This window comes from Bradyrhizobium sp. BRP22 (assembly GCF_020194175.1).
Lineage (GTDB): Bacteria > Pseudomonadota > Alphaproteobacteria > Rhizobiales > Xanthobacteraceae > Bradyrhizobium.
Genome location: NZ_JADYVX010000014.1, coordinates 128,326 through 154,096 on the forward strand (window position 1 = coordinate 128,326; position 25,771 = coordinate 154,096).

22 protein-coding genes are annotated in these 25,771 nt (G+C 62.9%); 14 read left to right on the forward strand and 8 right to left on the reverse strand.

The features are described 5' to 3' along the window. Positions 1–58: 58 nt before the first annotated feature. Positions 59–1,318: an ABC transporter substrate-binding protein gene (locus I6F35_RS19300; protein WP_225119250.1), complete on the reverse strand. Its 1,260-nt coding sequence runs from the start codon at positions 1,316–1,318 to the stop codon at positions 59–61. 169 nt (positions 1,319–1,487) lie between these two features. On the opposite strand from I6F35_RS19300, the gene I6F35_RS19305 reads away from it, so the two are divergent. The 6 genes from I6F35_RS19305 (at position 1,488) to I6F35_RS19330 (ending at position 7,740) form a co-directional block, all read left to right on the forward strand. Further along, a complete protein-coding gene (locus tag I6F35_RS19305; RefSeq protein ID WP_225119251.1) occupies positions 1,488–2,984 on the forward strand; it encodes an AMP-binding protein in 1,497 nt (498 codons plus the stop codon). Continuing rightward, entirely contained in the window at positions 2,981–3,637 is a 657-nt protein-coding gene (locus I6F35_RS19310) for a TetR/AcrR family transcriptional regulator (RefSeq protein ID WP_225119252.1), read from the forward strand. The genes I6F35_RS19305 and I6F35_RS19310 overlap by 4 nt, the downstream gene beginning before the upstream one ends. Beyond that, entirely contained in the window at positions 3,627–4,400 is a 774-nt protein-coding gene (locus tag I6F35_RS19315) for an SDR family oxidoreductase (RefSeq protein ID WP_225119253.1), read from the forward strand. Before I6F35_RS19310 ends, I6F35_RS19315 begins: the two co-directional genes overlap by 11 nt. 10 nt (positions 4,401–4,410) lie before the next feature. After that, the gene (locus tag I6F35_RS19320) at positions 4,411–6,318 is read left to right on the forward strand and encodes an NAD(P)/FAD-dependent oxidoreductase (RefSeq protein ID WP_225119254.1); all 1,908 of its coding nucleotides are present in this window, start codon (positions 4,411–4,413) and stop codon (positions 6,316–6,318) included. Positions 6,319–6,331: 13 nt separating this feature from the next. After that, positions 6,332–6,961, forward strand: coding sequence for a DsbA family protein (locus I6F35_RS19325; protein WP_225119255.1), 630 nt, complete (start codon positions 6,332–6,334; stop codon positions 6,959–6,961). A 524-nt stretch (positions 6,962–7,485) separates the two neighbouring features. Continuing rightward, positions 7,486–7,740 carry a hypothetical protein gene (locus I6F35_RS19330; protein ID WP_225119256.1) on the forward strand — a complete coding sequence of 85 codons (255 nt, stop codon included), beginning with the start codon at positions 7,486–7,488 and terminating at the stop codon, positions 7,738–7,740. A 64-nt stretch (positions 7,741–7,804) separates the two neighbouring features. Here I6F35_RS19330 and I6F35_RS19335 read toward each other — a convergent pair whose 3' ends face one another. The 7 genes from I6F35_RS19335 to I6F35_RS19365 form a co-directional block, all read right to left on the reverse strand. After that, positions 7,805–8,965, reverse strand: coding sequence for an epoxide hydrolase family protein (locus I6F35_RS19335; RefSeq protein ID WP_225119257.1), 1,161 nt, complete (start codon positions 8,963–8,965; stop codon positions 7,805–7,807). A 98-nt stretch (positions 8,966–9,063) separates the two neighbouring features. Next, positions 9,064–10,461 carry an ATP-binding protein gene (locus I6F35_RS19340; protein WP_346283182.1) on the reverse strand — a complete coding sequence of 466 codons (1,398 nt, stop codon included), beginning with the start codon at positions 10,459–10,461 and terminating at the stop codon, positions 9,064–9,066. 22 nt (positions 10,462–10,483) lie between these two features. Next, on the reverse strand, positions 10,484–11,161 hold the full coding sequence (locus I6F35_RS19345; protein ID WP_225119258.1) for a response regulator transcription factor: 678 nt from the start codon (positions 11,159–11,161) through the stop codon (positions 10,484–10,486). Positions 11,162–11,415: 254 nt separating this feature from the next. Beyond that, positions 11,416–12,678: an efflux RND transporter periplasmic adaptor subunit gene (locus I6F35_RS19350; RefSeq protein WP_225119259.1), complete on the reverse strand. Its 1,263-nt coding sequence runs from the start codon at positions 12,676–12,678 to the stop codon at positions 11,416–11,418. After that, entirely contained in the window at positions 12,675–15,863 is a 3,189-nt protein-coding gene (locus tag I6F35_RS19355) for an efflux RND transporter permease subunit (protein ID WP_225119260.1), read from the reverse strand. The genes I6F35_RS19350 and I6F35_RS19355 overlap by 4 nt, the downstream gene beginning before the upstream one ends. 160 nt (positions 15,864–16,023) lie before the next feature. Next, a complete protein-coding gene (locus I6F35_RS19360; protein ID WP_346283183.1) occupies positions 16,024–16,557 on the reverse strand; it encodes a DUF305 domain-containing protein in 534 nt (177 codons plus the stop codon). Between the two features lie 414 nt (positions 16,558–16,971). Next, positions 16,972–18,360: a PLP-dependent aminotransferase family protein gene (locus I6F35_RS19365; protein ID WP_225119261.1), complete on the reverse strand. Its 1,389-nt coding sequence runs from the start codon at positions 18,358–18,360 to the stop codon at positions 16,972–16,974. 328 nt (positions 18,361–18,688) lie between these two features. Between I6F35_RS19365 and I6F35_RS19370 the strand changes: the two genes are divergently transcribed. From I6F35_RS19370 to I6F35_RS19405, 8 genes are read left to right on the forward strand one after another with little or no spacing between them, the layout of a single operon-like run. After that, positions 18,689–19,171 (forward strand): MSMEG_0572/Sll0783 family nitrogen starvation response protein, encoded by a 483-nt coding sequence (locus I6F35_RS19370; RefSeq protein ID WP_225119262.1) that lies wholly within the window; start codon positions 18,689–18,691, stop codon positions 19,169–19,171. Between the two features lie 33 nt (positions 19,172–19,204). After that, complete coding sequence (locus I6F35_RS19375) at positions 19,205–20,266, forward strand: Nit6803 family nitrilase (protein WP_225119263.1); 1,062 nt, start codon at positions 19,205–19,207, stop codon at positions 20,264–20,266. Further along, on the forward strand, positions 20,166–21,311 hold the full coding sequence (locus I6F35_RS19380; protein WP_225119264.1) for an MSMEG_0568 family radical SAM protein: 1,146 nt from the start codon (positions 20,166–20,168) through the stop codon (positions 21,309–21,311). Before I6F35_RS19375 ends, I6F35_RS19380 begins: the two co-directional genes overlap by 101 nt. Then, on the forward strand, positions 21,308–21,856 hold the full coding sequence (locus tag I6F35_RS19385) for an MSMEG_0567/Sll0786 family nitrogen starvation N-acetyltransferase (protein ID WP_225119265.1): 549 nt from the start codon (positions 21,308–21,310) through the stop codon (positions 21,854–21,856). Before I6F35_RS19380 ends, I6F35_RS19385 begins: the two co-directional genes overlap by 4 nt. 2 nt (positions 21,857–21,858) lie before the next feature. Continuing rightward, entirely contained in the window at positions 21,859–22,854 is a 996-nt protein-coding gene (locus I6F35_RS19390; RefSeq protein ID WP_225119266.1) for a sll0787 family AIR synthase-like protein, read from the forward strand. Further along, the gene (locus I6F35_RS19395) at positions 22,851–24,017 is read left to right on the forward strand and encodes an MSMEG_0565 family glycosyltransferase (protein WP_225119267.1); all 1,167 of its coding nucleotides are present in this window, start codon (positions 22,851–22,853) and stop codon (positions 24,015–24,017) included. Before I6F35_RS19390 ends, I6F35_RS19395 begins: the two co-directional genes overlap by 4 nt. Beyond that, the gene (locus I6F35_RS19400; protein ID WP_225119268.1) at positions 24,010–24,297 is read left to right on the forward strand and encodes an MSMEG_0570 family nitrogen starvation response protein; all 288 of its coding nucleotides are present in this window, start codon (positions 24,010–24,012) and stop codon (positions 24,295–24,297) included. Before I6F35_RS19395 ends, I6F35_RS19400 begins: the two co-directional genes overlap by 8 nt. Positions 24,298–24,309: 12 nt before the next feature. Continuing rightward, entirely contained in the window at positions 24,310–25,602 is a 1,293-nt protein-coding gene (locus tag I6F35_RS19405; RefSeq protein WP_225119269.1) for an MSMEG_0569 family flavin-dependent oxidoreductase, read from the forward strand. The last annotated feature ends 169 nt before the right edge of the window (positions 25,603–25,771 follow it).

The following is a 25,771-nucleotide window of genomic DNA, read 5'->3' on the forward strand; positions in this document are numbered from 1 at the left end:
CGCGCAAACTCACGAACCGTGAGTGGAAGCAGCCTGCCCGCCTCCACTCACAGACCGGTCAGGTGTAGCCCTTGCTCTTCTTCCACTCGGCTTCGAGTTCGAAGATGGTCTTCCAATCCCCGGCTTTCACTTCCGGCACGTAGGGCTCCTGCGGAATCGTAGTGCCCCAGCCGATGGCGTAGCCGACCAGAGTGTTGTCCTCCGCGCGCATCGTCACGGTGCCGTCGGCGCCGAACGGACATTTGATCGTCAGCCCGCGCAGCGCTTCCGCGACCTTCTTGCCGTCGGTGGAATTGGCTTTCTTCACGGCCTCGGCGAGCAGCATCACCGCAGTCGCGTTCTGCCAGGACCAATTGGTCGGGTATTCGTTGTATTTCGTCCGGTAGGCATCGCCCCACGCGGCGTTCTCAGGCGTTTTCGGGAAGGTCTTGATGTAGCGGTTGCCGGAGTGAATGCCCTTCGGCAGGTTCTTCACCACGGTGAGCGCGGTATAGTCCGCCATGTTGACGGCGAAGACCTCCATCTGCGTGAACAGCGCGTAGATGTTGGCCTGATCGATATAGGAGGTGAGATCGCCGCCCCACAGGCAGGTGTACAGCCCCTGCGGCTTCGCCTGCAGGATCTTCGTCACCACCTCGGTGTAGTCAGGCTGGAACAGTTTTGGCCAGGACTCGCTGATGATCTCGACATCCGGCGCAAAGCGCTTGAGGTAGAGCGCGAATTCGCCGGTGGTATCGCGACCATAGGCATAATCTGGCGAGCAAGTCGCCCATTTCTTCAGGCCCTTGGCTTTCGCGATCGCCGCCGCATAGCTGCCGCCGACGATGGAATCATGAATGCCCTGCCGGACGCAGCGGAAGGCGTTGGGAATATGCTGCTTCGGATCGGCGGTCAGTGACGATGCTTCCGAGCAGGTATGGATGCAGAGCACGCCGAGATCGCGCGCCACTTCGTGCACCGCGAACGATCCCGACGAGGCCTCGCCGTCGAACAGCATCTCGCAGCCGTCGGTGTTGACGAGCTCACGCGCGACGCGGGCTGCTTCCTGCGGCTGGCCCTTGGAGTCACGGATCACCATCTCGATCTGCCGGCCGGCCAGGCCGCCCACGGCGTTGACCTTCTCGACCTCCAGCAACACGGCGTTGCGCGAGGACGTGCCGAGCTGCGCAACGCGGCCCGACAGAATGGTCGGCATGCCGATCTTGATGGTCTTGGCCTGCGCGCGTGCCACCCACGGCGCAGCAATCGTCACCGCACCGGCGCCCATCAGCGCCAGAGTCGCACGGCGGCTGATGCCCGGTTGACGGGTTCTCTTCATTTTCCCCTCCCAGTCGGGTTGTCGTTCCCTATTCCCTTGCCGGAGATCATCTCGTCTCCGTGGACACAAGGATTTCAGAGCAAGGGGGGTGACGTCAAGCCAAAGATGAATTACGAGTCACGGTTCATCAGGGAAGGAAACGAGGCCGAAACGGCCCTTTGAGCGGCAGATGATCAACCTATCGAGTTTCATCGCCTTTCACGCCAAGCGAACGCCTGATCGGTGTGCGCTGAAATATCGCGGCGAGGACATCTCCTACGGAAGATTCGACCAGCGCATCCACCAGGTTGCTGGCTGGCTTGCCTCCCGCGGAATCGGTCCTGGCGAAATCGTCGCTGTGCTGATGAAGAACAGCGCTGCCTTTCTCGAACTGGCCTTTGCGACCAGCCATATCGGCGCGGTGTTCCTGCCGATCAACTTTCGCCTTTCCGCCGAAGAAGTCAGCTACATCGTCGGCAATTCCGGCGCGCGCATCCTGATCGCGGACGAAGAACTCGCCGCGATCGCAGCGGGTCATGCGCCGATCGTGCTGCTCGATGAAGCCGCGCAATCGACCGCCACGCGACTCGCATTCGACATCGCCCCTGCGCCGATGCATGTCCGCCGGCCGCAGGACTTGATGCGGCTGATGTACACGTCAGGCACGACGGACCGCCCCAAGGGCGTGATGCTCAGTTACGAGAACATGTACTGGAAGTCGGCCGACCAGACGCTGGTGCTCGGCCTCAATGCAGATACGCGCCTCCTCGTCGTTGGCCCGCTCTATCATGTCGGCGCGCTTGATCTGCCTGGGCTTGCGGTGCTCTGGCACGGCGGCATGCTCTCGGTCCATCGCGAGTTCAAGCCCGAACAGGCGCTCGGTGCGATCGAAGCGGAGAAGCTGAACGCGGCGTGGTTCGCACCGGTCATGACCACCGCGATCCTCACTTGCGCCACGCGTGACCACTACGATGTCTCCAGTCTGAAATGGGCGATCGGCGGCGGCGAAAAAACGCCGGAGCTGCGCATCCGCGCCTTCTCCGACTATTTCAGGAATGCCCGCTACATCGATGCCTATGGTCTGACCGAGAGCGTCGGCGGCGACACCTTCATGGAGGCGGGCCGCGAGATCGAGAAGATCGGCTCGACCGGCCGCGCCATCGCCCATGTCGAAATCGAGATCCGTGACGATCGCGGCAATCGGCTTCCAGCCGGCGAGAAGGGCGAGATCTGCCTGCGTGGACCGAAGGTCACGAAAGGATACTGGCGCGATCCGGAGAAGACCGCAGCCGCCTTCTTCGGCGACTGGTTCCGCACCGGCGATGTCGGCTATCTCGACGAAGAGGGCTTCCTCTATCTCACTGACCGCAAGAAGGACATGATCATCTCCGGCGGCGAGAATATCGCCTCCTCGGAGGTCGAGCGCGTCATCTATGAAATGCCTGAAGTTCGCGAGGTCGCTGTCATCGGCCTGCGCGATGAGCGCTGGGGCGAGAGGCCGGTCGCGATCGTCGTGCCGGCGGAAGGCGCTGTGCTCGATCTGCCCGCCCTGACCGATTACTGCCGCGCACGGCTCGCCGGCTTCAAAGTTCCGAAGCAACTGATCATCCGCGACAGCTTGCCGCGCAATCCCTCAGGCAAGGTGCTGAAGCGCGTGCTCCGCGCTGAACTGGAGGCCACTGCATGACACACGTACCGCATGCCGCGCCCGGCAAGATCACCAAGCTGAACCGGGTCGAGCGCAACGCCTGGACCAAGCAGAAAATCTTCGACGCCGCGACCAAGGTGGTTGGCAAATACGGCTACGCCGAAGCCTCGGTCGCCCGCATCACCGAGGAAGCCGGCGTCGCGCAGGGCACCTTCTACAATCATTTCGAGAGCCGCCAGGAACTGCTCGAGCAGCTCTTGCCGAAGATTGGACTGGACATGGTGCGCTTCATCCACGCCCGCACCGGCACCGCGCACACCGCGCGGCAGGAGATCGAGCGCTTCAGCGCCTTCTTCGATTTCATCCTCGAGGTGCCGGAGTTCCTGCGTATTCTCAACGAAGCCGAATTCTTTGCGCCGATCGGCTACCAGAAACATTTCGACAATATCTCGACCGCCTATGTGCGCATCCTCCGCCGCGCGCGGCAGGCTGGCGCAATCATTGATTTCAGCGACGAGGAGTTCGAGGCCATCGTGCAGATGCTGATGGGTGCGCGCGGCTATCTCAGCCGCCGCTATTCCTACGCTGAGGGAAAAGTCACTGCCCCGCCCGCCCATGTGATCTCCGCCTATCGGAAACTCGTGACCCGCGGGCTGTTCAACGCAACAAAGGATAACGGTCATGAGCGCTGACGGCCTCGTTCTCGTCACCGGCGGCAGCCGCGGCATCGGTGCCGCCACCGCAACGCTGCTTGCCAACCAGGGCCAGCGTGTCGTCATCGTCGACATCGCGCCGGAACCGCTGGTCGGGACCGATGCGATCCTGTGGCCTGCCCCGTTCGATGTGGCGAGCGAAGCGACGGTTACGGCCGGCATTACCGACATCGAGGCCGCGCACGGGCCGATCACCGGCCTCGTCAATGCCGCCGGCGTGTTCGGCAAGATGCATCGGATCGAGCGCGTGCGGATGGAGCAATGGGACCGCGAGGTCAATATCGACCTGCGCGGCACCTTTCTGGTCGCGCGCAGCGTCGGCGTGCGGATGGCCGGACGGCGCAACGGCGCCATCGTCAATGTCGCCTCCGTCGCCGGCATGACTTCCGGCCCGATCCACGCCTATACCGCCGCGAAGGCCGGCGTCATCCAGATCACGCAGACGCTTGCGGCCGAATGGGGCCGCGTCGGCGTGCGCGTCAACGCGGTGTCGCCAGGCTTTACCCGCACGGCGATGCTGGAAGCCGGCATCGCCTCGGGCGCGCTCGATAAAGAACTGCTGTCCCGGCCATCGGCCATGAACCGGCGGGTCGAACCGTTCGAAGTGGCGCAGGCGATCGCCTGGCTGCTTTCACCGCAAAGCAGCGGCGTCACCGGCATCAACCTGCCTGTCGATGCCGGTTTTATCGCGGGAAGTACGTGGGCCGCCTATGGCGGACTGCCGGAAGCACCGGAAGCGTGAGGAAAAGAGCATGAACATCGAAATGCCGCGCAAGAAACTCGACCTCGCTTCCGCGATCGCCGAAGGCGATATCCGTGTGCTGCTGATGGTGCTGGTTCACATGACCGGCGATCAGCGCTGGCTGGAACCACCATACAAGCCCAAGCGCGACGTGCGCCTGATCCCCGATCCTGACGCCGGCGTGCCGAAAGAGATCCAGGACGAAATCCGCGCCGCGGTCGTGAGGCTCTACGAGAACGGAGAGCCCAAGCCCGTCATTACCGATCCCGGCAACGAGCTGATGCTGAAGATGATGAGCGCGACGCTCGGCGAGAACGTCGCGCCCGAATATGCGCCGCTGATGCGCGAGGAAATGGGTTTCATCCCGCGCGATGCACGCTGGACCAAACGTCCGTCGGACGAGAAGCTCGCCGAGCAGCACGTCCTGATCGTCGGCGCCGGCGTCTGCGCGATCGCGCTCGGCGTTGCCCTGGACCGGCTCGGCATTCCCTACACCATCGTCGAGAAAGAGGACGAGATCGGCGGCACCTGGTACGTCAACCGCTATCCCGGCTGCGGCGTCGACACGCCGAACCACTCCTACTCGTTCTCTTTCGGCGAGCGAAATCAGTGGACGCGTTATTTCGCGCCGCGCCAGGAACTGCTCGACTATCTCTTGAAGGTGGTGCGCGAACACGGCATCCGCCGCCATGTCCGGCTCAACACCGAGCTGACCTCGTCACGCTGGGACGAGGCCAGGCGGCGCTGGATTTCCACGCTCAAGACCGAACGCGGAGAAGAGACGTTCGAATCGACGGCCCTCGTCAGCGCCATCGGCCAGCTCAATGACCCCGACCCGGCTCACTTCAAGGGCGAGGAAGACTTCAAGGGCCTCGCCGTGCACTCGGCGCTGTGGTCCGATGATATCAAGCTCGACGGCAAGCGCGTCGCCGTGATCGGCACCGGCGCGACCGCGATGCAGCTCGTGCCTGCCATCGCCAATCGCGTATCGTCAGTGACAGTCTATCAGCGCACAGCGCAATGGGCGCGGCCGGTCAAGGGTTACTCCGACCCGATCACCGAGGGCGCGCAATGGCTGCTCGCACACCTGCCCTTCTATGTGCAGTGGTACCGCTTCAACATGTTCTGGCGCTATGGCGATGGCCTGCTGCCGTTCCTGCGCAAGGATCCGAATTGGCCGCATCCGGCGCGCGCCGTTAACAAGGGCAACGATCGGCACCGGCAGGAGCTGACCGACTTCATCCTGTCGGAGCTCAAGGGTCGTCCCGACCTGATCGAGAAATGCGTGCCGACCTATCCGCCCTATGGCAAGCGCATCCTGCTCGACAACAACTGGTTCAAGACGCTGACCAAGCCGAATGTCGAGCTGGTCACCGATCCGATCGATCATTTTGCGCGCGACGGCATCGTCACGGCGGATGGCAAGCAGCGCGCGCACGATGTCATCGTCATCTCCACCGGCTTCAGGGTTTCGGAGATGGCGGCGCGACTCAACATCACCGGGCGCGACAGCAAAAATCTGCGCGACGTCTGGACCAACGATAACCCCACGGCCTATCTCGGCTTGACCGTGCCAAGCTTCCCAAATCTGTTCCTGATGCTGGGTCCGAACTCGGGACCTGCGCATGGCGGCAGCGTGATTTTCCAGTCGGAGTGCCAGAGCCGGTACATCTCGGCTTGCCTGGTCGAGATGATCGAGAAAGGCATCGCCGCCATCGATGTCAGCCAGGACGCGCACGATCAATATGTCCGCAAGGTCGATGCCGAACATGAGCAGTTGATCTGGACCCATCCAGGCATGACGACCTATTACCGCAACAGCCAGGGCCGCGTGTTCTCCGCCATGCCCTGGCGTTTCGTCGACTATTGGGCGATGACCCATGATCCCGATCTGAGCCAGTATCGGCAGACAAAATAGCGAAGGACCCGGGATGGAAAGGCCGCACGTACGCATCTACACCGATTACAAAAGCCCTTACGCCTTCGTCGCCAACAAACGCCTGTTCGAGCTGGAAGAGCAGTATGGCGTCGAGCTGGAGTGGCTGCCCTATACGCTGCGGGTCGCGGAATTCATGGGGACGGTGGAAGAGCGCACCCCGCATTTCTGGCGCAAGGTGCGTTACGCCTATATGGACGCACGGCGTTTCGCCAACGCGCAGGGCCTGACAATGAAGGGACCGCGACGGATCTACGACGCGTTCTATTCCAGCGCAGGCATGCTGTTCTCCCAACGCCACGGCCTGTTCCGGCCCTATCACGACACGGTTTTTCGCCGCTTTTGGAACCATGATCTGGAGATCGACGAACTATCTGATATCGCTGGCGTGATCGCCTCGATCGGCGGCTCGCCGAAAGCTTTCGAGGAATATGTTCATGGGCCGGCGCGCGCGGAACATGATCGGATCATCGAGGAAGCGGAAGCGCTTGGCGTGTTCGGCGTTCCGACAATGGTGTTCAACGACGAGCTGTTCTGGGGCGGCGACCGCATCGACATGCTGATCGAGCGCATCAAGGATCCGACCTCCGTCGCGACGGCGCTTGGCAGCCGGCACAAGAGGTGATCTGAAGCGCGATGGTTCCCTCACCATTGGGGAACCACGACTTCGCTTGACAGTCACCAATATCTGCCGCAGCATTTTATCGATGCACCTGTTGGGGTGCTGGAGCCTTGGCTCCCCGCCTTGCAGGAGTTGCCGACTGATCATGTGGTCGGACGGCAGGCAGAGGATACGGACAGATGTCCGTCGGGTCACTCTTGGAGAGGAGCATGACGCCACCGGGCCAGTCCAGTGACCTTGCTCAGCGGCAAGGTCTCGGCGCATACGAGGTGAACAGCAGCTGCTAGCCGCGTTGCGCCGTCGACAATCTGAACATATCCACCGGATTGGAGCGCAAAGGCCACGCGCTTGTCGATCCAGAGTCATCCTGGTGTCTACCAGAATCCTTCGCTAAAACGAAGATGCAGGGCCCCGCGATGCTCCAATGCACCGGGGCCCATCAATTTTTGCGGTAAGGTCCGCCGCCCCCGATCCGGAACCGATCTCCTTTTCGCGCGCTAACTTCTCTCGAACCGAGGGAGGTCATGATGAAACGCTATCTGCTTTGTCTCGGCTTGGCTGCGTCGCTTGCAGCTGTCTGCCTCGCCCCTGTCCTCGCCCAGAGCACGAGAACGGGTCCGGCGTTTTATGTCGTGTTGAATTCGCTGACCAAGAATTGCTCGGTCGTCGACAAGACGCCCAAGACGGACACGCCGAACATCACCGTCGCCAGCGACACGGTCTACAAGAGCCGGGCCGAGGCGGAAGAGGCCATCAAGACGTTGCCATCCTGCTCGCGATAGGCCCGGTTCGCTTGTCGCAAACAGAAGCCGATCAGTTCGCGGCAGCACCGATAGCGTCCTTCGGTCATGGCTCGCTCGATTGCTCGCGCAACGGACGGAAGAACTCGCGCACTTCGCGCACGAACAATTCAGGCTGCTCAAAGGCGGCGAAGTGACCGCCCTTTGGCATCTCGCTCCAATGGCGGATATTGGTGTAGTTCGCCTCCATCCACTTTCGGACCGGCGTGACGATCTCCTTCGGAAAGACGGTGACCCCCGTCGGCACGGTGACCTTGTGCGCGGTTCGCCGTTTCGGTCCAAAGCTTTCCCAATAGAGTCGCGCCGAGGATGCCGCGGTGGCGGGCACCCAATACAGCATGACATTGTCGAGCAGTTCGTCGCGCGACAGGATGTTCTCGGGATGCCCGTCGCAATCGGTCCAGGCCCAGAACTTCTCCAGGATCCACGCGGCCTGGCCGCTGGGTGAATCCGTGAGCCCATAGCCGAGCGTCTGCGGCCGGGTCGACTGCTGCTTGGAATAGCCGGAATCCCAGTCGGCGTAATATTTGATGCCGTTCAGCGCCCGCGCCTCTTCCGGTGTCGGCTGTCCCTCCACATCGGGTCGCGTCGCCATCGCGAGCGTGATGTGAATGCCGGCACAATGCGCGGCGTCTTGCGCGCCCAGCGCGGTTGTGATCGCCGAGCCCCAGTCACCACCTTGCGCGCCATATCGCGCGTAGCCAAGGCGCTCCATCAGCACAGCCCAGGCCGAGGCGATGCGATCGATGCCCCAGCCGGTTGTGCGCGGCTTGGCGGAAAAGCCGAACCCCGGCAATGACGGACAGACCACGTGAAAGGCATCGGCCGCGCGGCCACCGTGGGGTGTCGGGTCGGTAAGCGGTTCGATCACCTTGTGGAACTCGACGATCGATCCCGGCCAACCATGAGTGACGATCAGCGGCAATGCGTTCGCATGCGGCGAGCGAACATGCAGGAAATGGATGCCAAGCCCATCGATCTCGGTCGTGAACTGAGCAAAGCGATTGAGGCGCGCTTCGCGGCTGCGCCAGTCATATTCGTCGGCCCAATAGCGGCAGACCTCCTGGATCCAATTCAGCGGCGCGCCCTGACTCCAGTCTTCGACCAGCTCGGCCTCAGGCCAGCGCGTCCGGCGCAACCTCGATTTGAGATCCTCGAGCACATCGTCATCGACCGAGATCCGATAGGGATGTATCGCTGTGCTCATGGCCTGCTCCTTCAAACGATACGCTCAATATCGGAGAAAAAGCAGGCCACGCGCAAGTCGCACAGCCAGGCCACCGGCTCTCACCGATTTGCGCAATGTTACGCTTCGGGATCCAGACAGGCGATCTCGACGCGGCAGCCCGGGCCAGGATGGATCGTCAGCCGGAAGCCGTGCAGCTTGACGATCGCAGCCACCAGGTTGAGGCCCAGGCCGACGCCCGGCGTGTTGCGCATCTTGTCGGACCGATAGAACCGCCGCAGCACCGCGTCGCGCTCCTCTTCCGTGATCCCGCCGCCGGTATCGACAACGCGGATCACTGTTTGATTCCCGCTCCGCAGCAGTTCGATATCGACCTTGCCGCCCTCCGGCGTGAACTTGATGGCGTTGTCGACGAGATTGGTGACCGCCTCGATCAGAAGGTCCCGGTCGCCGCGTACATTGAGCAGATGCTCGGCGTGGACATTCAGCGCGATATTCTTGTTCTCGGCAATCGGCTCGTAGATGTCGCAGACCTCCCGCAACATCTCATGCAGCGGCACGATGCCGAAGCCGGCCGACCGCCGGCTGTTCTCGATCTCGGCAAGCCGTAGCAGCGCAGTGATGATCGTGAGCGACTGATCGATCCCGGCGATCGCCTTGTCCGCGACCGCCTGAAGCTGCTCCAGCGACGTTGCATGGGTGCGGCCACGCTCGAGCGTGAGTCTCGCGCGCGTCAGCGGCGTTCTGAGATCGTGGGCGATATCGTTGCCGACGCCGGCGAGCGCGTTGATCATCGTTTCCATCTCATCGAGCATGCCATTGACGATGACGGCGAGCCTTGAGAACGGTTCGCCGCCGTCGCGATATGGCAGCCGTTCGCGCAGATCGCCAGCGACAATGCGCTGGACGCGCTGGTTGACCTCCTCGACCTGCCGCTGCGCCCGGACGCTCAGCCAGGCGCCGGCCAGAAGACAGATGATGAATGCCGGCAACAGTCCGAACGCGAGGGCCTCTCCAACGACATGCGAGATCTCCTTGGTCTCATCGACATTGCGCGCAATCACCAGGACGTTGCCGCCGGGCATGCGCTTGCCAATGGCACGAACTGAGTGATCGTGACTCGGCTGGTCTAACCTTGCCGCCGCGACGCTCTGCGCCGGACCGTCGATCCTGAGACCGACCGGAAGACGCTCCATGTTGCCGGCGAGCCTCTGCCCGTCCGAGCCGAACAGCCCTGCAAATTGAACGGCCCTTGAATCCTGCCGCAAATGATCTTCGATCGCATTCAGCTGGCGCTCCATCGGCAGCGTCGTCATGAACGAGATCTGACGGGCGAGCATGCGGTCGGTCCGGTCGATCAGGTAGTTGTCGATCTTCACGTAGATGAAGCCAAACAACGCGATCATGAAGACCGCGAGGACGCCGGCCACCGCGAGCGCCCAGCGAAAACTATTCGAGTGAACGAATTGCCACTGGCCCATCGATTTCAGATGTTCCTGAATGACGTCAACGGCCATCGATCGAATCCCGCGCAATGTCTCAGGAGGCCGCACGAAGGATGAAGCCGGCACCACGGACATTCTGGATCATCGGAGTTTCGCCCGGCCCGTCCACCTTGTGGCGCAAGCGGCCCATATGCACGTCAACCAGATTTGTCGCCGGGACGAATTTGTAGTTCCAGACCTCCTCCAGCAGCATGGCGCGCGTCAGCAGTTGGTCGCTGCGTCGCATCATGTATTCGAGCAGGCGAAATTCTCGCGGCAAGAGATCGATCACCCGGTCGCCGCGCCTGGCGGTGCGTTCGATCAGGTCGAGTTCGAGCTGCCCCACGCGCAGCAGCGTTTCGCGCGATTCGACCGGCCGGCGCAGCAGCGCCTCGATCCGGGCGATCAGTTCCACGACGGCGAAAGGCTTGGTGAGATAATCATCGCCGCCCATGCGCAAGCCTCGCACGCGGTCGTCCACCGCGCCGAGCGCACTCAGCACCAGCACCGGCGTGCGAACCTGCTCCTTCCGCAGGGTCTCGATCACACTGAGCCCGTCCATTCCAGGCAACAGGCGATCGACGATCATCGCGTCAGGCCGCAGGTTGCGCGCCTTGTCGAGACCATCCCGACCATTGGCCGACCATTCGACCTCAAAGCCGCGTTCGGCGAGTTCGGCCGTGATCTCCTCGGCGGTCTCGCCGTCATCCTCGATCAAGAGCACTTTTGTCATCATCCGTTCTCGACAACCACCATGCCGACGGCCCAACTGCCGCCCGGTCCGAAGGAGCCGGACGGCGTCGCCAGCCTGCATGTCATCAGGTCAGAGCGTGCGCCATCCGCTCAACGGCCGTCTGGTCACCGCCTCGGGGGCAAGCGCGGTGGGGCCGCTCTTCAACCAAGATAGGCCGGGCGGCGGAACCACGCCATTAAATTGCATTTTATGGAGGGATTTTGCGGCCGATCCAGCCGAATCGGCGGGAGATATCAGGAAACAGCCTGCGTCCTGAGGGCCACGCGGCTGCCATCGGCGAGATCGACCGGCGGATTGAGGATCACCTTGTCGCCCGCCTTGACGCCGCTGTTGATCTCCACCTGCTGGCCGAGGTCACGCACGACGTTGACCTTGCGCAGGTGGACCACCCCGTTCTCGACCACGGCGACCTGCAGGCCGCCTTGATTGAAGATGATCGCATCCGCAGACACTTTGAAGCTTGGTGTCTTGCGTGGAATACGCAGCTCGATCGTGCAGTAAATGCCGGGCGTGAGTGTGCCGTCCGGGTTCGGGATATCGATCTCGGTCAACAGCGTTCGCGAACCCGGCTGCAGAGCATCGGCGATCCGCGTCACCTTGCCGGGAAAGGTCCGGTCGGGCAGTTCCGGAACGTGCACGATGGCATCGATTCCCGGGCGGACCCCGAACGCCGCATCCTGCGGCACAAACACCTGGGTGCGGATGACGCCGCTCTGCATGATCGTGAACATGAACGTGCCGCTGGTCGCATCCGCCTGCACCAGGCTGCCGACATCGATATTGCGCTGGGTGATCACGCCGTCAAACGGTGCAACGACGTGCTGATAGATCTTCTGCTGATGCAACACCTGCAACTGCGCTTGCTCGGCGACGACATTGGCCTGCGCGACCGAAACCGCGGCTTCCTGCGCCTTCAGGGTCTGGGTGTCGATCGTTCCCTGCTGCGCGGTGAGCCAGCCCTTCTCGACCAACGGCTTGTCGCGGTCCCAGGTCACCTGGGCCAGTTCCCGGTTGGCCTGCGCCTGCTGCAGCGCCGATTTCAACTGCCCGAGCGTTGCGTCGGCCTGCGCGATCTGATGGTCGAGCTCCGGCGCGACAATCTCCGCCAGCAATTGCCCTTCCTTGACATGATCGCCGATATCAACCTCGCGCCTGGCGATATAGCCGCTGGCGCGCGCGAAGATGTTGGCAGCGGCAAAAGCCGAGGTGGTTGCCGGCAGGTTCACGACGTCGATCCCGCTGCTAGGCTCGACGGTAGCCACACGAACATCCGGGACGAAATCGTGGCGCTGCTCGGCGGTCGCCATGGTCTGGCGATACTGTGCGTAGTGGCTCCAGGCTCCGGACGCCAGCGCGCCCGTTCCGATCAGCCCCAGGGCCACGCCCGCAGTCCGGCCAATCCACCGCCTTGAACGGCCATGCCGCACCGGCGCTGGATCGCGCTCACGATCCACCTCGGGCGTCGGCTCGATCTTCAAAGGGCGATTGAAATTCATTCCAGCACCTCGTCGAACACCCCGTGATGTTTCTTGCCGTCATTGCCCTTGCGCAGCATGGCAAACAGATAGGGCACCACCAGCAACGTGGTCGGCGTCGCAAACAGCAATCCGCCGATCACAGCGCGCGCAAGCGCCGCATTCTGCTCCTCGCCGGCGGCTCCGATCGCCATCGGGATCATGCCCACGATCATTGCCGCCGCGGTCATCAGCACCGGCCGGATCCTGGTATGCCCGGCCTCGATCGCGGCCTCGAAGGCGGTCTTGCCGGCAAGCTGCTGCTCGCGGGCGAAAGTCACCAGCAGGATCGAGTTGGCCGATGCCACGCCGACCGCCATGATCGCTCCCATCAGCGACGGCACATTCAGTGTCGTGCCGGTGACGAACAGCATGGTCAGGATGCCGCAGAGCGTCGCGGGCAGGGCCAGGATGACGACAAACGGATCGCCGAAATTCTGATAGTTCACCACCATCAGCATGTAGACAAAGACCGCGGCAAACAGCAGGCCGATGCCGAGATTGATGAACGAGCTGTTCATGCTGTCGATCTGACCGATCACCTGGATCGAATTACCCGGCTTGAGCTGCTTCTGCAGGTCGGCGACGATATGGCTGATCTGGCTCGCGACGCCGCCGAGGTCACGGCCTTGCGTGCTGGCATAGATCTCGTAAACCGGCTGAATATTGGCCTGATTGGCGTTGGTCGGCACACTGCCGCGCCTGAAGGTGGCGACGTTGCTGAGCAGTCCGGGCACAGGCGTGTCGGTCAGTGATGCCAGGGATGTCGAAACCGGCGTGTTGCCGAGGTCGCTGACGGACGTAATCCTGCTCTCGGGCGTCTGCACCGCAAAATAATACGGAATGCCGGATGTGGGATCGGTCCAGAAATTCGGCTGCACCTGCTCGGACGAGCTCAGGCTGACGTTGAGATTGGTGGCGATCGTGTTGGCGTTCAGGCCGAGCTGGGCCGCGCGGCTACGGTCGATATCGGCATAGAATGCGGGCGCGTTTACTTCCTGCTGCAGATGCGCATCCACCACGCCTGGGATATCGGCGATGCGCTGCCGCAGTTCCTGCGCGACGCGCAAATTGTTGTCCTTGTCGTAGCCGACGGTGCGGACGTCGATCTGCGCCGGCAGTCCGAAATTGAGGATCTGCGTCACGATATCCGCCGCCTGGAAGTAGAATGTGTCCTCCGGGAAAGCCTTGGGCAGCTCCTCGCGCAGCTTGCGCACATAGTTCGCGGTCGGCGCGTGGCCTTCCTTGAGTGCCACAAGGACCACACCGTCGTTGACCCCGATGGTCGAGCCGTCGCTGAAGGCGAGATTATACGGACGAGCCGGCAGTCCGATATTGTCGACGATCAGCTCGCGCTGATCGGTCGGAATGATTTCGCGTATTTTGTTCTCGACCTGCTGAAAGATACGTTCCGTCGCCTCGATCCTGGTCCCGGCTGGCGCGCGGACGTGAAGCTGGATCTGTCCACCGTCGATCGCCGGGAAAAAGTCGCGGCCGACCATCGGAAACATCACGCCGCCCAGCAGCAATATGAGCCCCATGCCGATCGGGATGATGAAGCGATGCTTCAAGAGTTCGGCGAGCCAGCGCGAATAGGCATGGCGCATGGTCTCAAAGCCGCGTTCGAACGCGGCGTGGAAGCGGGCGAACAGGCCGACCGCCGCCGCTCCCGGTGCACCGTGATGTTCGCCCTTGAGCAGAAGGCCGATCACGATCGGCGTGAGCGTTCGAGAAAGGCCGTAGGAAGCCAGCATCGCGAACACGACCGCAAGCCCGAGCGGTGTGAACAGGTATTTTGCCGGCCCGTCCAGGAACACCACAGAGGTGAACACGCAGCTGATCGCGAGCGTCGACACCAGGGTCGGCACGGCAATGCCGGCGGCGCCGTGCAGCGTCGCCTGCGGCAGCGGCATCCCCTCTTCCGTAAGCAGCCGATGAGTGTTCTCGATCGTGACCGTCGAGTCGTCGACGAGAATGCCGACCGCGAGCGCCAGCCCGCCGAGCGTCATCGTGTTCAAGGTTTCGCCGAGGAAATAAAGCACGATCAGAGAAGCCAGGATCGAGAGCGGGATCGAGATCATGACCACGACCGTGGAGCGCCATGACCCCAGGAACAGCAGGATCATCAGCGCCGTGAGCGCCGCGGCGATCGCGCCCTCGCGCAGCACGCCCGTGACCGACTCCTTCACGAACACCGACTGATCGAACAGTTCATTGATCTGCATACCCGGAGGCGCTGCGGCACGCGCCGTCTGCAATGCCTGATGCACAGCGTTGACGACCGAGAGCGTGGACGCATTGCCATTCTTGATGATGCTCAGCAGGACCGAGCGCCGGCCGTTCTGCCGCACGACGTTCTGCTGCACCAGCCAGCCGTCATGCACCTGCCCGACATCCTTGACGAATACGGTTGCGCCGTTCACCACCTTGATTGGAATGTTGTTGAGGTCATCGATGCTCGGCGGCGTCGCATTGGTGCGGATGGCATACTGCGTTCGGCCGAACTTCGCGGTACCCGCCGGCAATGTCAGGTTCTGGGTGTTGACGGCATTCACCACATCGAGCGGCGTCAGTCCCTTGGCGAGCAGCTTTTCCGGATCGATGTCGACCATGATCTGGCGGTACTTGCCGCCGGCCGGCGTCGGCAGCGTGATGCCGGGGATTGGCGCCAGTTGCTGGCGGATGCGGTAAATGCCGTAGTCGTAGAGCTGCTGCTCATTGAGCGTGTCGGAGCTCAGGCTGATCTGCAGCACCGGAACGCTCGAGGCATTGAACTGCACGACCACCGGCGGCTGGATTCCCGCCGGCATCAGCGCGCGGATCGAATTGGTCGCGGAGACGATCTGGGCGATGGCAAGGTCGAGATTGACGTCAGGCTGGAAATAGATCTTCTGCACCGACAGGCCCGCCATCGTCTGGGCTTCGATGTTCCTGATGCCGTTGACGTTTGAGCTGATCGAATATTGGCTGTAGGTGGTGACGCGCTGCTCCATCTCGGGCGTGCTGAGCCCGGTGTAGCTCCAGATCACCGTCACCACCGGAATGTTGATTTCCGGAAAAATGTCCGTCGGCATCTTGTAGCTGGCGACGGCTCCCAGAAATAGGATCAGCGCGGCAACCACGTAGAACGTATGTGGAAACCGCAGAGCGAAGCGAACGATACCCATAGTCGATCCTTAACCGCGCCGCCCTGCTGGTCCTCACGCAACCGGCAGCGCGCCTATTTCAATTGCACCTGGGAGCCTGCCCCGCCCAGGCCGCGGTCGCTCCGCCAAGGCGTGCGCCGGCGAGTAGCGCGAGAGCCGATGTCCTCATGGTTTCCGTCCCCTATTGCATGTGCATGGAGTGGTGAGACATCGCGTCCGGTGATTGCATGGCAGGCATCGCATCCGGCTGTGGCGCCGGACTACCCGCCTGTGTCGGCGCCGCAACCGACGGCGGCAAGTCCTCTCCAACCGCAAGCCGCATCGCCGCGATCTCCTGCTGCTGGCTGACGGCAATTTCCTGGGCGCGACGGCGAAGCTGTTCGTTATGGCCGTAGCGAAGAACAGCCTTTGCCATATCGATCGCGCCTTGATGGTGTGGGACCATCATCGCGACGAAGTCGCGGTCGACATCACCGGTCGGCTTGATCGTCATATCCGCCATCATCTTGTTCATGGCGGCATCGTTTTCCGAAAGGAAGGGCTGCTCGTCGGCGTAATCGGGACGGTCGGCTACATATTGGACCGGCATGACGCCGCGAAGGTGGTAGGCTCTGGTGGGATTCTGCGCCAACACGATCGATGTCGCCGCCACAGTGGCCGTCGTCGCGAGTGAGATCACGCGTTTGCGAACGAAAGAACGTGAGAGCACAGTCATACATGCCTCCAAGCAAAACCTGCCGCTGCGCGGAGCGACCGCGGCCCGACCTCTTCCGTTTCCGAATACCTAGTGGGTGGTTCGCCCGAACAAGCCCAAAAACGTCGTGTCGCCGACGCCATTCAAGTGGCGGTCGAACATCCCATTCTCAACTAAAAAACGATTTAGGTTCTGACGGTGCCGATTGGATGTCTGATCGACCTGTTTGGCATCAACTAACTGCTACGATCAGCCAACATTCGGTGATGACGCCGGTCACGACGCTCAAGATCCGGTGAGCTGGCGTGGACTTTTTCGCTCACAGATGAGGCCGCGTCGAAAATCGCGCGATTCGACTCTTGATCGAGCTATGCGCAGAAGGCCGATCTGTTCATTCGATTGTGACCGCCGCCCCTCGCGTTGATCTCGACGACGTCAGAGAAATGACGATGCCAGAGCCGGACTTTCGGCGAGCGCGTGTGCGGTGTACTCCAGCGCGCTCCTGATCTGCGGCCGATTGACGGGACCGCCGAGACATATCCTTACCGCCTCGGGCGGCGGTCCGTTGACGACGAATGCATCGCTTGCGACCACGCCGATGCCGGTGGACCGCATGTGCTCGACGAATCCCGACCGCGTCCACGGCGCGGGCAGTGGGACCCAGATGTTGAAGCTGAGCAGATCCCCACGATAGGAGCCCTTCGGCAATATCTCCGCCGCCAATTTCTGCCGCGCCGACGTCTCGGAGCGGATGAACCGCAACATCGTGTCCGCGGTACCATCCTCGATCCAGCGCGTCACCAGCGACACAGTGAGCGGCGAGGCCATCACCGTCGCGGCACGAAGCGCGGAGGCGAACGGCCAGGCCGATCGCGTATCGGGCACCACGACGTAGGCCGCGCGCAATCCGGCGCCGATGCATTTCGCAAGGCCCGCGACATGCCAGGTGAGATCGGGAGCAATCGCGGCAAACGGCGCGTGGCCGTGACCATGTTCGGGGATGAAGCCATAGGCATCGTCCTCGACGATTGGCAGCTTGTAGCGCCGCGCGATCGCGACGATCTCGCGCCGTCGCGGATCGGGAATTGTCAGCGTCGTCGGATTCTGCAGCGTCGGATTGAGATAGATTGCCTTCGGCTTCAGCTTCTTGCAGGCGTCGGTCAGCGCTTGCAGCTCGACACCTTCATCATCCATCGGCAAACCGACCAGGGTGATGCCGAGTTGGGCGGCGATTGCGCGTATGCCGGGATAGGTAATGGCTTCGCACAGCACGACCTCGCCCGGCTTCGCGAGGATGGAGAGAATTCCGAGCAGCGCCGGGTGCGCGCCGGGCGACACGAAGATGCGGCTCTGCGCCGGCACCAGCGCGCGCCGGCCGAGCCAGCTCGACGCCGCATCCTTGTCGGCCTGGGTGCCGCCGAATCCCTGATAGCGCAACAGCGAGACGACATCGCGCATGATGTAGTCCGCCCCCGCCTGCATCCGCGCGATCAAGTCGGGATTATCGGGCTCGGGCGGCAGGTTCATCGAGAGGTCGACCGGCCGCGGCGGAAAGGCCTGCGCCGAACGGCGCGGCCGCGGCTTGTCGCGCACGAAAGTTCCCTGCCCGACCTTGGATTCGATCAGCCCGCGCTTCTGCGCCTCGACATAGCCGCGCGCCACCGTCGTGAAGTCGATGTCGAGGCGCTTGGCCAGTTTGCGCTGCGGCGGCAATCGGTCGCCGATGACAAGTTTTCCGGCGGCGATATCATCGGCGATGGCATCGGCAATTGCGAGATAGCGCGGCTTGTCACTGTTGGAGAGGTCTGGTCGCCAGTCGGTCATTCGTTGAGTCTAGCCAGGTGAAATCAGAATTGACCGTATATTGTTGCGTGGAGTCTCGCAATTGGGTTCGAGATGCTGTCGTTCTTGGTGCGGTGCATAACGATGGACGACTGCATAACAATAGAGCGCGCTGCACAGCGTCTTGAGGCAGCTTTTTCTGAACTCAGCAAAAGAATCCAGCAGCCCCGTCAGGTTTCCAGTCAATATTGACAGGATATTTGACTGCAAATTGACTGTTCTGATGATTTGTCGCGCAAACAGGGACTTGGCACATTGATTGCAAATCCTGAATTCGATCCGGGAGGCCGGACGAGAGCAGGAGGTGCAAATGCCCGCAGTAACGACGCCCGCACGACAGAAAGGCGATTTTCTTGTCGATTATGAGGAGAAGGTTTTCGAGGACGTCAAAGCCAAGCCCGGCGAAAAGGCGCTGGTGACGTTCCACACCGTCGCGTTCGAAGGCTCGATCGGTCTCGTGAATATCCTTCAGGCGCTCCGGCTAAAGCGTAAGGGCTTTGACACCTCGATCCTGCTCTACGGTCCTGGTGTCACGCTCGGCGTCCAGCGCGGCTTCCCGAAGATCGGCGACGAAGCATTCCCGGGTGCCCAGAACTTCAACAACCAGCTCGCAAAATTCATGGACGAGGGCGGCAACGTCTACGCCTGCCGCTTCGCGCTGCAGGCGCTGTATGGCCATGGCGAGCCGTCGCTGATCCCCGGCATCCGGCCGATCAATCCGCTCGATGTGCTGGATCTGATCCTGATCCACCGCAACGACAACGCCTTCATGCTCCACACCTGGACGCTCTGACCGCAGCCGAGCGAGCGGACGACGGAGGAAACCGTGACAGCGAAGCGCATCGTCAAGGCTGCGGCGATCCAGATTGCGCCCGATCTGGAGACGCCGGGTGGAACCGTCGATCGGATCCTGGCTTCCATCGCGGAGGCAGCCGGCAAGGGCGTCCAGTTCGCCGTGTTTCCGGAGACGCTGGTTCCCTGGTATCCGTACTTCTCCTTCGTCCGCCCGCCGGTGCTGAGCGGCGCCGAGCATATCCAGCTCTACGACAACGCCGTCGTGGTGCCGGGGCCCGCGACCGATGCGATCGCGCAAGCCGCCAAGCGCCATACCATGGTCATTGTGCTCGGCGTCAACGAGCGCGATCACGGCTCGCTCTATAATGCGCAACTGGTGTTCGACGCGACCGGTGCGATTGCGCTGAAGCGCCGCAAGATCACGCCGACCTTCCACGAGCGCATGATCTGGGGCCAGGGCGACGGCGCCGGATTGAAGGTGGTCGATACCGCAGTCGGCCGCATCGGCGCGCTCGCCTGCTGGGAGCACTACAATCCCCTCGCCCGCTACGCGCTGATGGCGCAGCATGAGGAGATTCACGCGGCGCAATTTCCAGGATCGCTGGTCGGACAGATCTTCGCCGACCAGATCGAGGTGACGATCCGCCACCACGCGCTCGAAAGCGGATGCTTCGTCGTCAACGCCACCGGATGGCTCTCCGAGGAGCAGATCGCGAAGATCTCGCCGGACGAAGGCCTGCGCAACGGTCTGCGCGGCGGCTGCATGACCGCGATCGTTTCGCCGGAAGGCAATCACCTCGTTCCGCCGCTCACCAGCGGCGAAGGAATCCTCGTCGCCGACCTCGACATGGCGCTGATCACCAAGCGCAAGCGGATGATGGACTCGGTCGGCCATTATGCCCGCCCCGAGTTGCTGTCGCTCGTGCTCAACGACCAGCCGGCGCGCCCGATGCACGGCCTTCACCCCAATCGCCTCATGCCCAATCCGGGAGATGTCTCCGATGACACAGCAGATGCCGCACGAGCCCCCCAAGGCGATGCCGACCGAGCAGCTGATCAACGAGTTGCAGTCCTTCGGAGTACGCCTCGCTGATCCCCGGAACGGCGGCATCAGCCGCCGTGGCGGGGCCGGCCCGTCCGACCACACGCCGTTCACCATCGACGGCTCTACCGTGATGGTGCCGGTCCATAACGCGCCGGCCTTTGAAAGCCCCTATCTCGTCGAACGCCCCGATGCTGCCGGCCGCAGCCGCATCTCGCGGGACGGCATCGTGCTGGCCGACGTCTCTTTCCCGCTGCGGCCGAAGTTCTATGAGCTCAGTACCGCCGACGGCACTCCCTATTCCAAGATCGCGACGCTGCATGGGCGTGACGTGCTCGCCACCACGGTGCTGCAGACCTGCATCCGCTACCAGAGCCGCACCAAGACCTGCCAGTTCTGCGCGATCGGCCAGTCGCTCGCGGCGGGACGCACGGTCGAACGCAAGACGCCGGCGCAGCTTGCTGAGGTCGCCAAGGCCGCTGTCGAGCTCGACGGCGTGCGCCACATGGTGATGACCACAGGCACGCCGCGCACGCCCGATCGCGGCGCCGCGATCCTCGCCGAGAGCGCCGCGGCCGTCAAAGCCGCCGTCGAGCTGCCGATCCAGGCGCAATGCGAACCGCCGGATGATTTCGCCTGGTTCGGCCGCATGAAGGATGCCGGCGTCGATGCGCTCGGCATGCACCTGGAAGTCATCGGCGCCGACGTGCGTCAGAGGATCATGCCGGGCAAGGCCCAGGTGTCCATCGACGACTATTTTGAAGCCTTCGCGGCGGCCGTACCCGTGTTCGGCCGCGGCCAGGTCTCGACTTATATCCTCGCCGGCCTCGGCGACAGTCCGGCGGAGATTCTCGCCACCTCGCAGCGCCTGATCGACATCGGTGTCTATCCTTTCGTCGTTCCCTTCGTGCCGATCGCCGGCACTCCGCTGGAGAGTCATCCGACACCACCTCCTTCGTTCATGCACGAGATCCTGCATCCGCTGGCGGACATGCTGCAGGCCGGAGGCTTGCGCGCTTCCGACATCAAGGCGGGCTGCGGCAAATGCGGCGCCTGCTCGGCGCTGTCGACCTATGAGCGGAGGGCCACCGCATGATCTTCGAGTCCTTCAAGCCGTTCATTGCGCCGGAATTCCAGGTGAAGTTCGCGACCGAAGCCTGGGAGAAAGCTGCGGCGGCTGCGCTGCGTCGCAAGGTGTTCTGCGAGGAGCAGAACGTCTTTGTCGATGACGATCGCGATGAAATCGACAACTTCGCCGTTCCGCTGGTGGCGGTGTCTCTGCTCGGCGTCGTTGAGGACGAGGTCGTCGGCACGGTACGCATCCATCCTGACGAGACCGAGCCCGATATCTGGTGGGGATCGCGGCTGGCGGTCGCGAAGAGCTATCGGCGGCTGAGCGCGGTCGGTGCCGGTCTGATCCGGCTTGCGGTGTCGTCGGCGCACGCGCGCGGCTGCCGACGTTTTCTGGCCAATGTGCAGAGCCAGAATGCGCTGCTGTTCCAGCACATGCATTGGCGCTCGCTCGGCGAGTTCGAGCTGCATGGCCGACCGCATCACCGGATGGAAGCCGACCTCGATCACTATCCGCCATTCGGCACCCCCGAGATTGGCTTCCTCTCGCTGGCCAAACTGGCAGCCTGATCATGCTCTCCGGTATCTCCATCGATCAGCTTGCGGAACGGCTGCGGCAGAGCCGCGGCATCGCCGCCAAGGCCGACATCGCGGCGGTGGCCGCCGCGCTCGAGCTGTCGGGCGATCAGGCAATCCCGGTGGGCGACGACTGCGCGGCGATCGCGGATGGTGATGGGTATCTCCTGTTTGCCATCGAAGGCTTCATGAACGAATTCGTCGCCGCCGATCCCTGGTTTGCCGGCTGGTGCGGTGCGATGGTCAACATCTCCGATGTCGCGGCGATGGGCGGGCGGCCCACTGCAATCGTCAACGCGATCTGGTCCGACGGCGCGGATAATGCGTCGCCGATCCTCGCCGGCTTGAAGGCGGCGGCGAAGGCATTCGGCGTGCCCGTCATCGGCGGCCACACCAATGTCCGCAGCAGCCAGAGCCAGTTCGCGGTTGCGATCCTCGGCCGTGCCAGACGGCTGCTGACGAGCTTCGATGCAAAGCCAGGCGACAGGCTCATTGCAGCGATCGATCTGCGCGGCCGATACCGCGAGCCGTTCGCGAACTGGGAGGCCGCAACCGATGCGCCACCGGAACGGCTGCGCGGCGATATCGAGATCCTGCCGTCGCTCGCCGAGTCCGGGCTTGCATGCGCCGCCAAGGATATCAGCCAGGGCGGCATCGTCGGCACCGCTGCGATGCTCGCTGAATGTTCGCAGGTGGCGCTTGCGCTCGATCTCGAAGCGATCCCGATTCCGGACGGCGTTCCGCTCGAACGCTGGCTGCAGACGTTTCCGAGCTTCGGCTATCTCTTGTCGGTCAAGCCGGAACATCTCGACGAAACGCTCGCCCGTTTCCGCCAGCGCAGCATCGCCGCGGCTTCCGTTGGCGACGTCACGGCCGGGACCACGGTGGACATTCGCGCCGGCTCCGAGCGCGCCACGGTGTGGGACTTCGCGCAGCAGCCCTTGATCGGCTGCGGCCCTGCCCGGCCTCCCATTCAGCGGAGCGTCGCATGATCGCTTCATCGCCAAAGCTCCGCATCGCGATCCTGACCCACTCGACCAATCCGCGCGGCGGCGTGGTGCACGCGCTCGAGCTCGCGGACGCCCTGACGAGGCTCGGCCATGTCGCCGTCGTGCACGCGCCCGATCGCACCGGCAAAGGCTTCTTCCGTTCCAGTCTCGCGCCGACCATCTCGGTTCCGGCGTCGGCTATTTCAGGCGACGTCACGTCGATGGTGGAAACACGCATCGCGGACTACGTGCGGCATTTCGAAAATCCGGCGCATCGGCAGTTCGACGTCTACCATGCCCAGGACGGCATCTCCGGCAATGCGCTGGCGACGCTGAAGCAGCGCGGGCTGATCCAGGGTTACGTCCGTACCGTCCATCATGTCGACGATTTCAGCGATGCGCGGTTGCGCGAGCTCGATCAGCGCTCGATCGTTCTCGCCGATCAGCTCTTCGTCGTCAGCCGGATGTGGCAGGAGCGACTGAGGATCGAACTGGCCTGGACGTCGACACTGGTCGGCAACGGCGTCGACACCGCCAGCTATTCGCCAATCGCCACTGCCGCCGACAGCGCGCTGCGCGACCGTCTCGGCCTTCGCGAGGGACCGGTGCTGCTTTCGATCGGCGGCATCGAGCAGCGCAAGAACACCCATGCCATTCTCGATGCGCTCTGCCAGGTGCATGCCGTCCGCCGCTCCGCACAGCTCGTGATCGCCGGCGGCGCTTCGCTGCTTGACCATGGTACCTATCAGCAGCAGTTCCGGTTGCGACTGCAGGATGCCGGTCTGCCGGCAGGTGCGGTGATCGAGACCGGGCCGCTCGTTGACGCCGAGATGCCATCGCTCTACCGGCTTGCGGACGCACTCGTGTTTCCGTCGCTGCGCGAAGGCTTTGGGCTCGTCGTGCTCGAAGCGATGGCGAGCGGTGTCCCTGTCGTCGTCTCGCACATCCCGCCCTTCACCGAATATCTCGGTGATGATGATGTCGCCTGGTGCGATCCGCATCATGCGGGCTCGATCGCCAATGCCATCATCAGCGCGCTGTGCGAACCGCTTCGCTCCCGTCTCGCCGCGAACGGACGCATGATCGCCAAACGTCACGATTGGAGTCGCACCGCGGAGGCGCACCTTCCCATCTACCAGAGCATGAGCGAGGTGCACTATGCCTGAAATGCGTTTCCATGTGCGCTGGCCGGATGAGAGCATCGAAGTCTGCTATTCGCCTTCACTGGTAATCAAGGACCATCTCGCCGTCGGCGCGACCTACCCGCTCGCCGATTTCCGTGAGCGCAGCCGCATCGCGCTGACGATCGCAGCCGAGCGCGTCCGCGAGAAATACGGCTTTTTCTGCACGCGTGCGCTCGGCCAGCTCGCCCGGATCGAGGAAACGGCCAGTCGGTTCAACGCCGCGCCGGGGGCCTCCGTCACCATCGTTTCGTTCGAAGAATAACAGGAGCTCATGATGTCTGATCTCGACTCTTACTACCCGGTCGTCGTGATCGGCGGCGGACAGGCCGGCCTTGCGATGAGCGCGCAGCTCAGCCGGCGCGATATCGACCATGTGGTGCTGGAAAAGAACAGCATCGCCCATTCCTGGAAGACGCAGCGCTGGGACGCGTTCTGCCTGGTGACGCCGAACTGGCAGTGCCAGCTCCCCGGCTTTCCCTATGCCGGCAACGATCCGCATGGCTTCATGCTCCGGGATGAGATCGTCGGCTATATCGAGGACTATGCGAAGTACATCAAAGCTCCGCTCCGCGAAGGCGTTGCGGTCGTCAGGCTGAAGCAGGCAGGTGGCAAATTCCTGCTCGAGACCACCGCGGGCGAGATCACCGCGGATAGCGTCGTGCTCGCGGTCAGCGGCTATCACGTCCCGAGGATTCCCGAGTTTGCGGAGCGGCTGGATCCGGCCATCACCCAGATCCATTCTTCCGCCTATCGCAATCCTGACCAGTTGCCGCCGGGCGAGGTGTTCGTCGTCGGCAGTGGTCAGTCCGGCTGCCAGATCGCCGAGGACCTGCATCTCGCCGGCCGCAAGGTTCATCTCGCGGTCGGCAGTGCGCCGCGCTGCCCTCGCTTCTACCGCGGCCGCGACGCCGTCGATTGGCTTGATGATCTCGGCCAGTACGACCTGCCGGTGGATCAGCATCCGCTGCGGGAAAAGGTTCGCAAGAACGCCAACCACTATCTCACCGGCCGCGACGGCGGCCGCGACATCGACCTGCGCAAGTTTGCGCTCGAAGGCATGAAGCTCTATGGGCGCTTGAGTGACGCGCGCGGGACCATGTTGCGGCTCGGCGACGATCTGCAGACCAATCTCGACAATGCCGACCGGGTCTACAACGGCATCTGCAGCCTGATCGACGATCACATCACGAGAAACGCGATCGATGCGCCGCTGACGCCGCACTACGTACCGGTGTGGTCGCCGGCCGTTATTCCCACGGAACTCGATCTTGTGGCGGCCGGCATCACCAGCATCATCTGGACCACCGGCTTTCGTTCGGACTGGTCGTGGGTGGATTTGCCTATGTTCGACGGCGCGGGCTACCCCACGCACACGCGCGGCATCACCTCGGTCGATGGTGCCTATGTGATCGGATTGCCCTGGCTTTACACCTGGGGCTCGGGCCGGTTTGTCGGCATCGGTCGCGACACGGAGTTCGTGGCGGATCACATCGTGAGCCGGCGCAACGCGGTGGAGAATGCAACGCGCGCAGACGGCCGCATGCTGGCGCTTGATGCGGCGGGTTAAGCTCTGGCGTTGTTATTGCTTCGGCGTTTGCTCCTCGCTCTCTGAGCTACAATCTCGTACCGCTGTCGTTCCCTGCGAAAGCCGGGACCCATAGCCACAGAAGGTTGTGACGTGCTTCGCTGTAACCGATTGCTCGCGCCATAACATCTTCCTGTGGCTATGGGTTCCG

What these genes read in the sequence shown, in the direction of transcription:
- I6F35_RS19320 (WP_225119254.1), top strand. Translation starts at nt 4,411, where the DNA reads ATGAACATCGAAATGCCGCGCAAGAAACTCGACCTCGCTTCCGCGATC.
- I6F35_RS19340 (WP_346283182.1), bottom strand. Translation starts at nt 10,461, where the DNA reads ATGGCCGTTGACGTCATTCAGGAACATCTGAAATCGATGGGCCAGTGG.
- I6F35_RS19380 (WP_225119264.1), top strand. Translation starts at nt 20,166, where the DNA reads ATGTCTCCGATGACACAGCAGATGCCGCACGAGCCCCCCAAGGCGATG.
- I6F35_RS19390 (WP_225119266.1), top strand. Translation starts at nt 21,859, where the DNA reads ATGCTCTCCGGTATCTCCATCGATCAGCTTGCGGAACGGCTGCGGCAG.
- I6F35_RS19335 (WP_225119257.1), bottom strand. Translation starts at nt 8,965, where the DNA reads ATGAGCACAGCGATACATCCCTATCGGATCTCGGTCGATGACGATGTG.
- I6F35_RS19400 (WP_225119268.1), top strand. Translation starts at nt 24,010, where the DNA reads ATGCCTGAAATGCGTTTCCATGTGCGCTGGCCGGATGAGAGCATCGAA.
- I6F35_RS19345 (WP_225119258.1), bottom strand. Translation starts at nt 11,161, where the DNA reads ATGACAAAAGTGCTCTTGATCGAGGATGACGGCGAGACCGCCGAGGAG.
- I6F35_RS19330 (WP_225119256.1), top strand. Translation starts at nt 7,486, where the DNA reads ATGAAACGCTATCTGCTTTGTCTCGGCTTGGCTGCGTCGCTTGCAGCT.
- I6F35_RS19350 (WP_225119259.1), bottom strand. Translation starts at nt 12,678, where the DNA reads ATGAATTTCAATCGCCCTTTGAAGATCGAGCCGACGCCCGAGGTGGAT.
- I6F35_RS19325 (WP_225119255.1), top strand. Translation starts at nt 6,332, where the DNA reads ATGGAAAGGCCGCACGTACGCATCTACACCGATTACAAAAGCCCTTAC.
- I6F35_RS19315 (WP_225119253.1), top strand. Translation starts at nt 3,627, where the DNA reads ATGAGCGCTGACGGCCTCGTTCTCGTCACCGGCGGCAGCCGCGGCATC.
- I6F35_RS19305 (WP_225119251.1), top strand. Translation starts at nt 1,488, where the DNA reads ATGATCAACCTATCGAGTTTCATCGCCTTTCACGCCAAGCGAACGCCT.
- I6F35_RS19370 (WP_225119262.1), top strand. Translation starts at nt 18,689, where the DNA reads ATGCCCGCAGTAACGACGCCCGCACGACAGAAAGGCGATTTTCTTGTC.
- I6F35_RS19310 (WP_225119252.1), top strand. Translation starts at nt 2,981, where the DNA reads ATGACACACGTACCGCATGCCGCGCCCGGCAAGATCACCAAGCTGAAC.
- I6F35_RS19405 (WP_225119269.1), top strand. Translation starts at nt 24,310, where the DNA reads ATGTCTGATCTCGACTCTTACTACCCGGTCGTCGTGATCGGCGGCGGA.
- I6F35_RS19385 (WP_225119265.1), top strand. Translation starts at nt 21,308, where the DNA reads ATGATCTTCGAGTCCTTCAAGCCGTTCATTGCGCCGGAATTCCAGGTG.
- I6F35_RS19365 (WP_225119261.1), bottom strand. Translation starts at nt 18,360, where the DNA reads ATGACCGACTGGCGACCAGACCTCTCCAACAGTGACAAGCCGCGCTAT.
- I6F35_RS19355 (WP_225119260.1), bottom strand. Translation starts at nt 15,863, where the DNA reads ATGGGTATCGTTCGCTTCGCTCTGCGGTTTCCACATACGTTCTACGTG.
- I6F35_RS19300 (WP_225119250.1), bottom strand. Translation starts at nt 1,318, where the DNA reads ATGAAGAGAACCCGTCAACCGGGCATCAGCCGCCGTGCGACTCTGGCG.
- I6F35_RS19360 (WP_346283183.1), bottom strand. Translation starts at nt 16,557, where the DNA reads ATGACTGTGCTCTCACGTTCTTTCGTTCGCAAACGCGTGATCTCACTC.
- I6F35_RS19395 (WP_225119267.1), top strand. Translation starts at nt 22,851, where the DNA reads ATGATCGCTTCATCGCCAAAGCTCCGCATCGCGATCCTGACCCACTCG.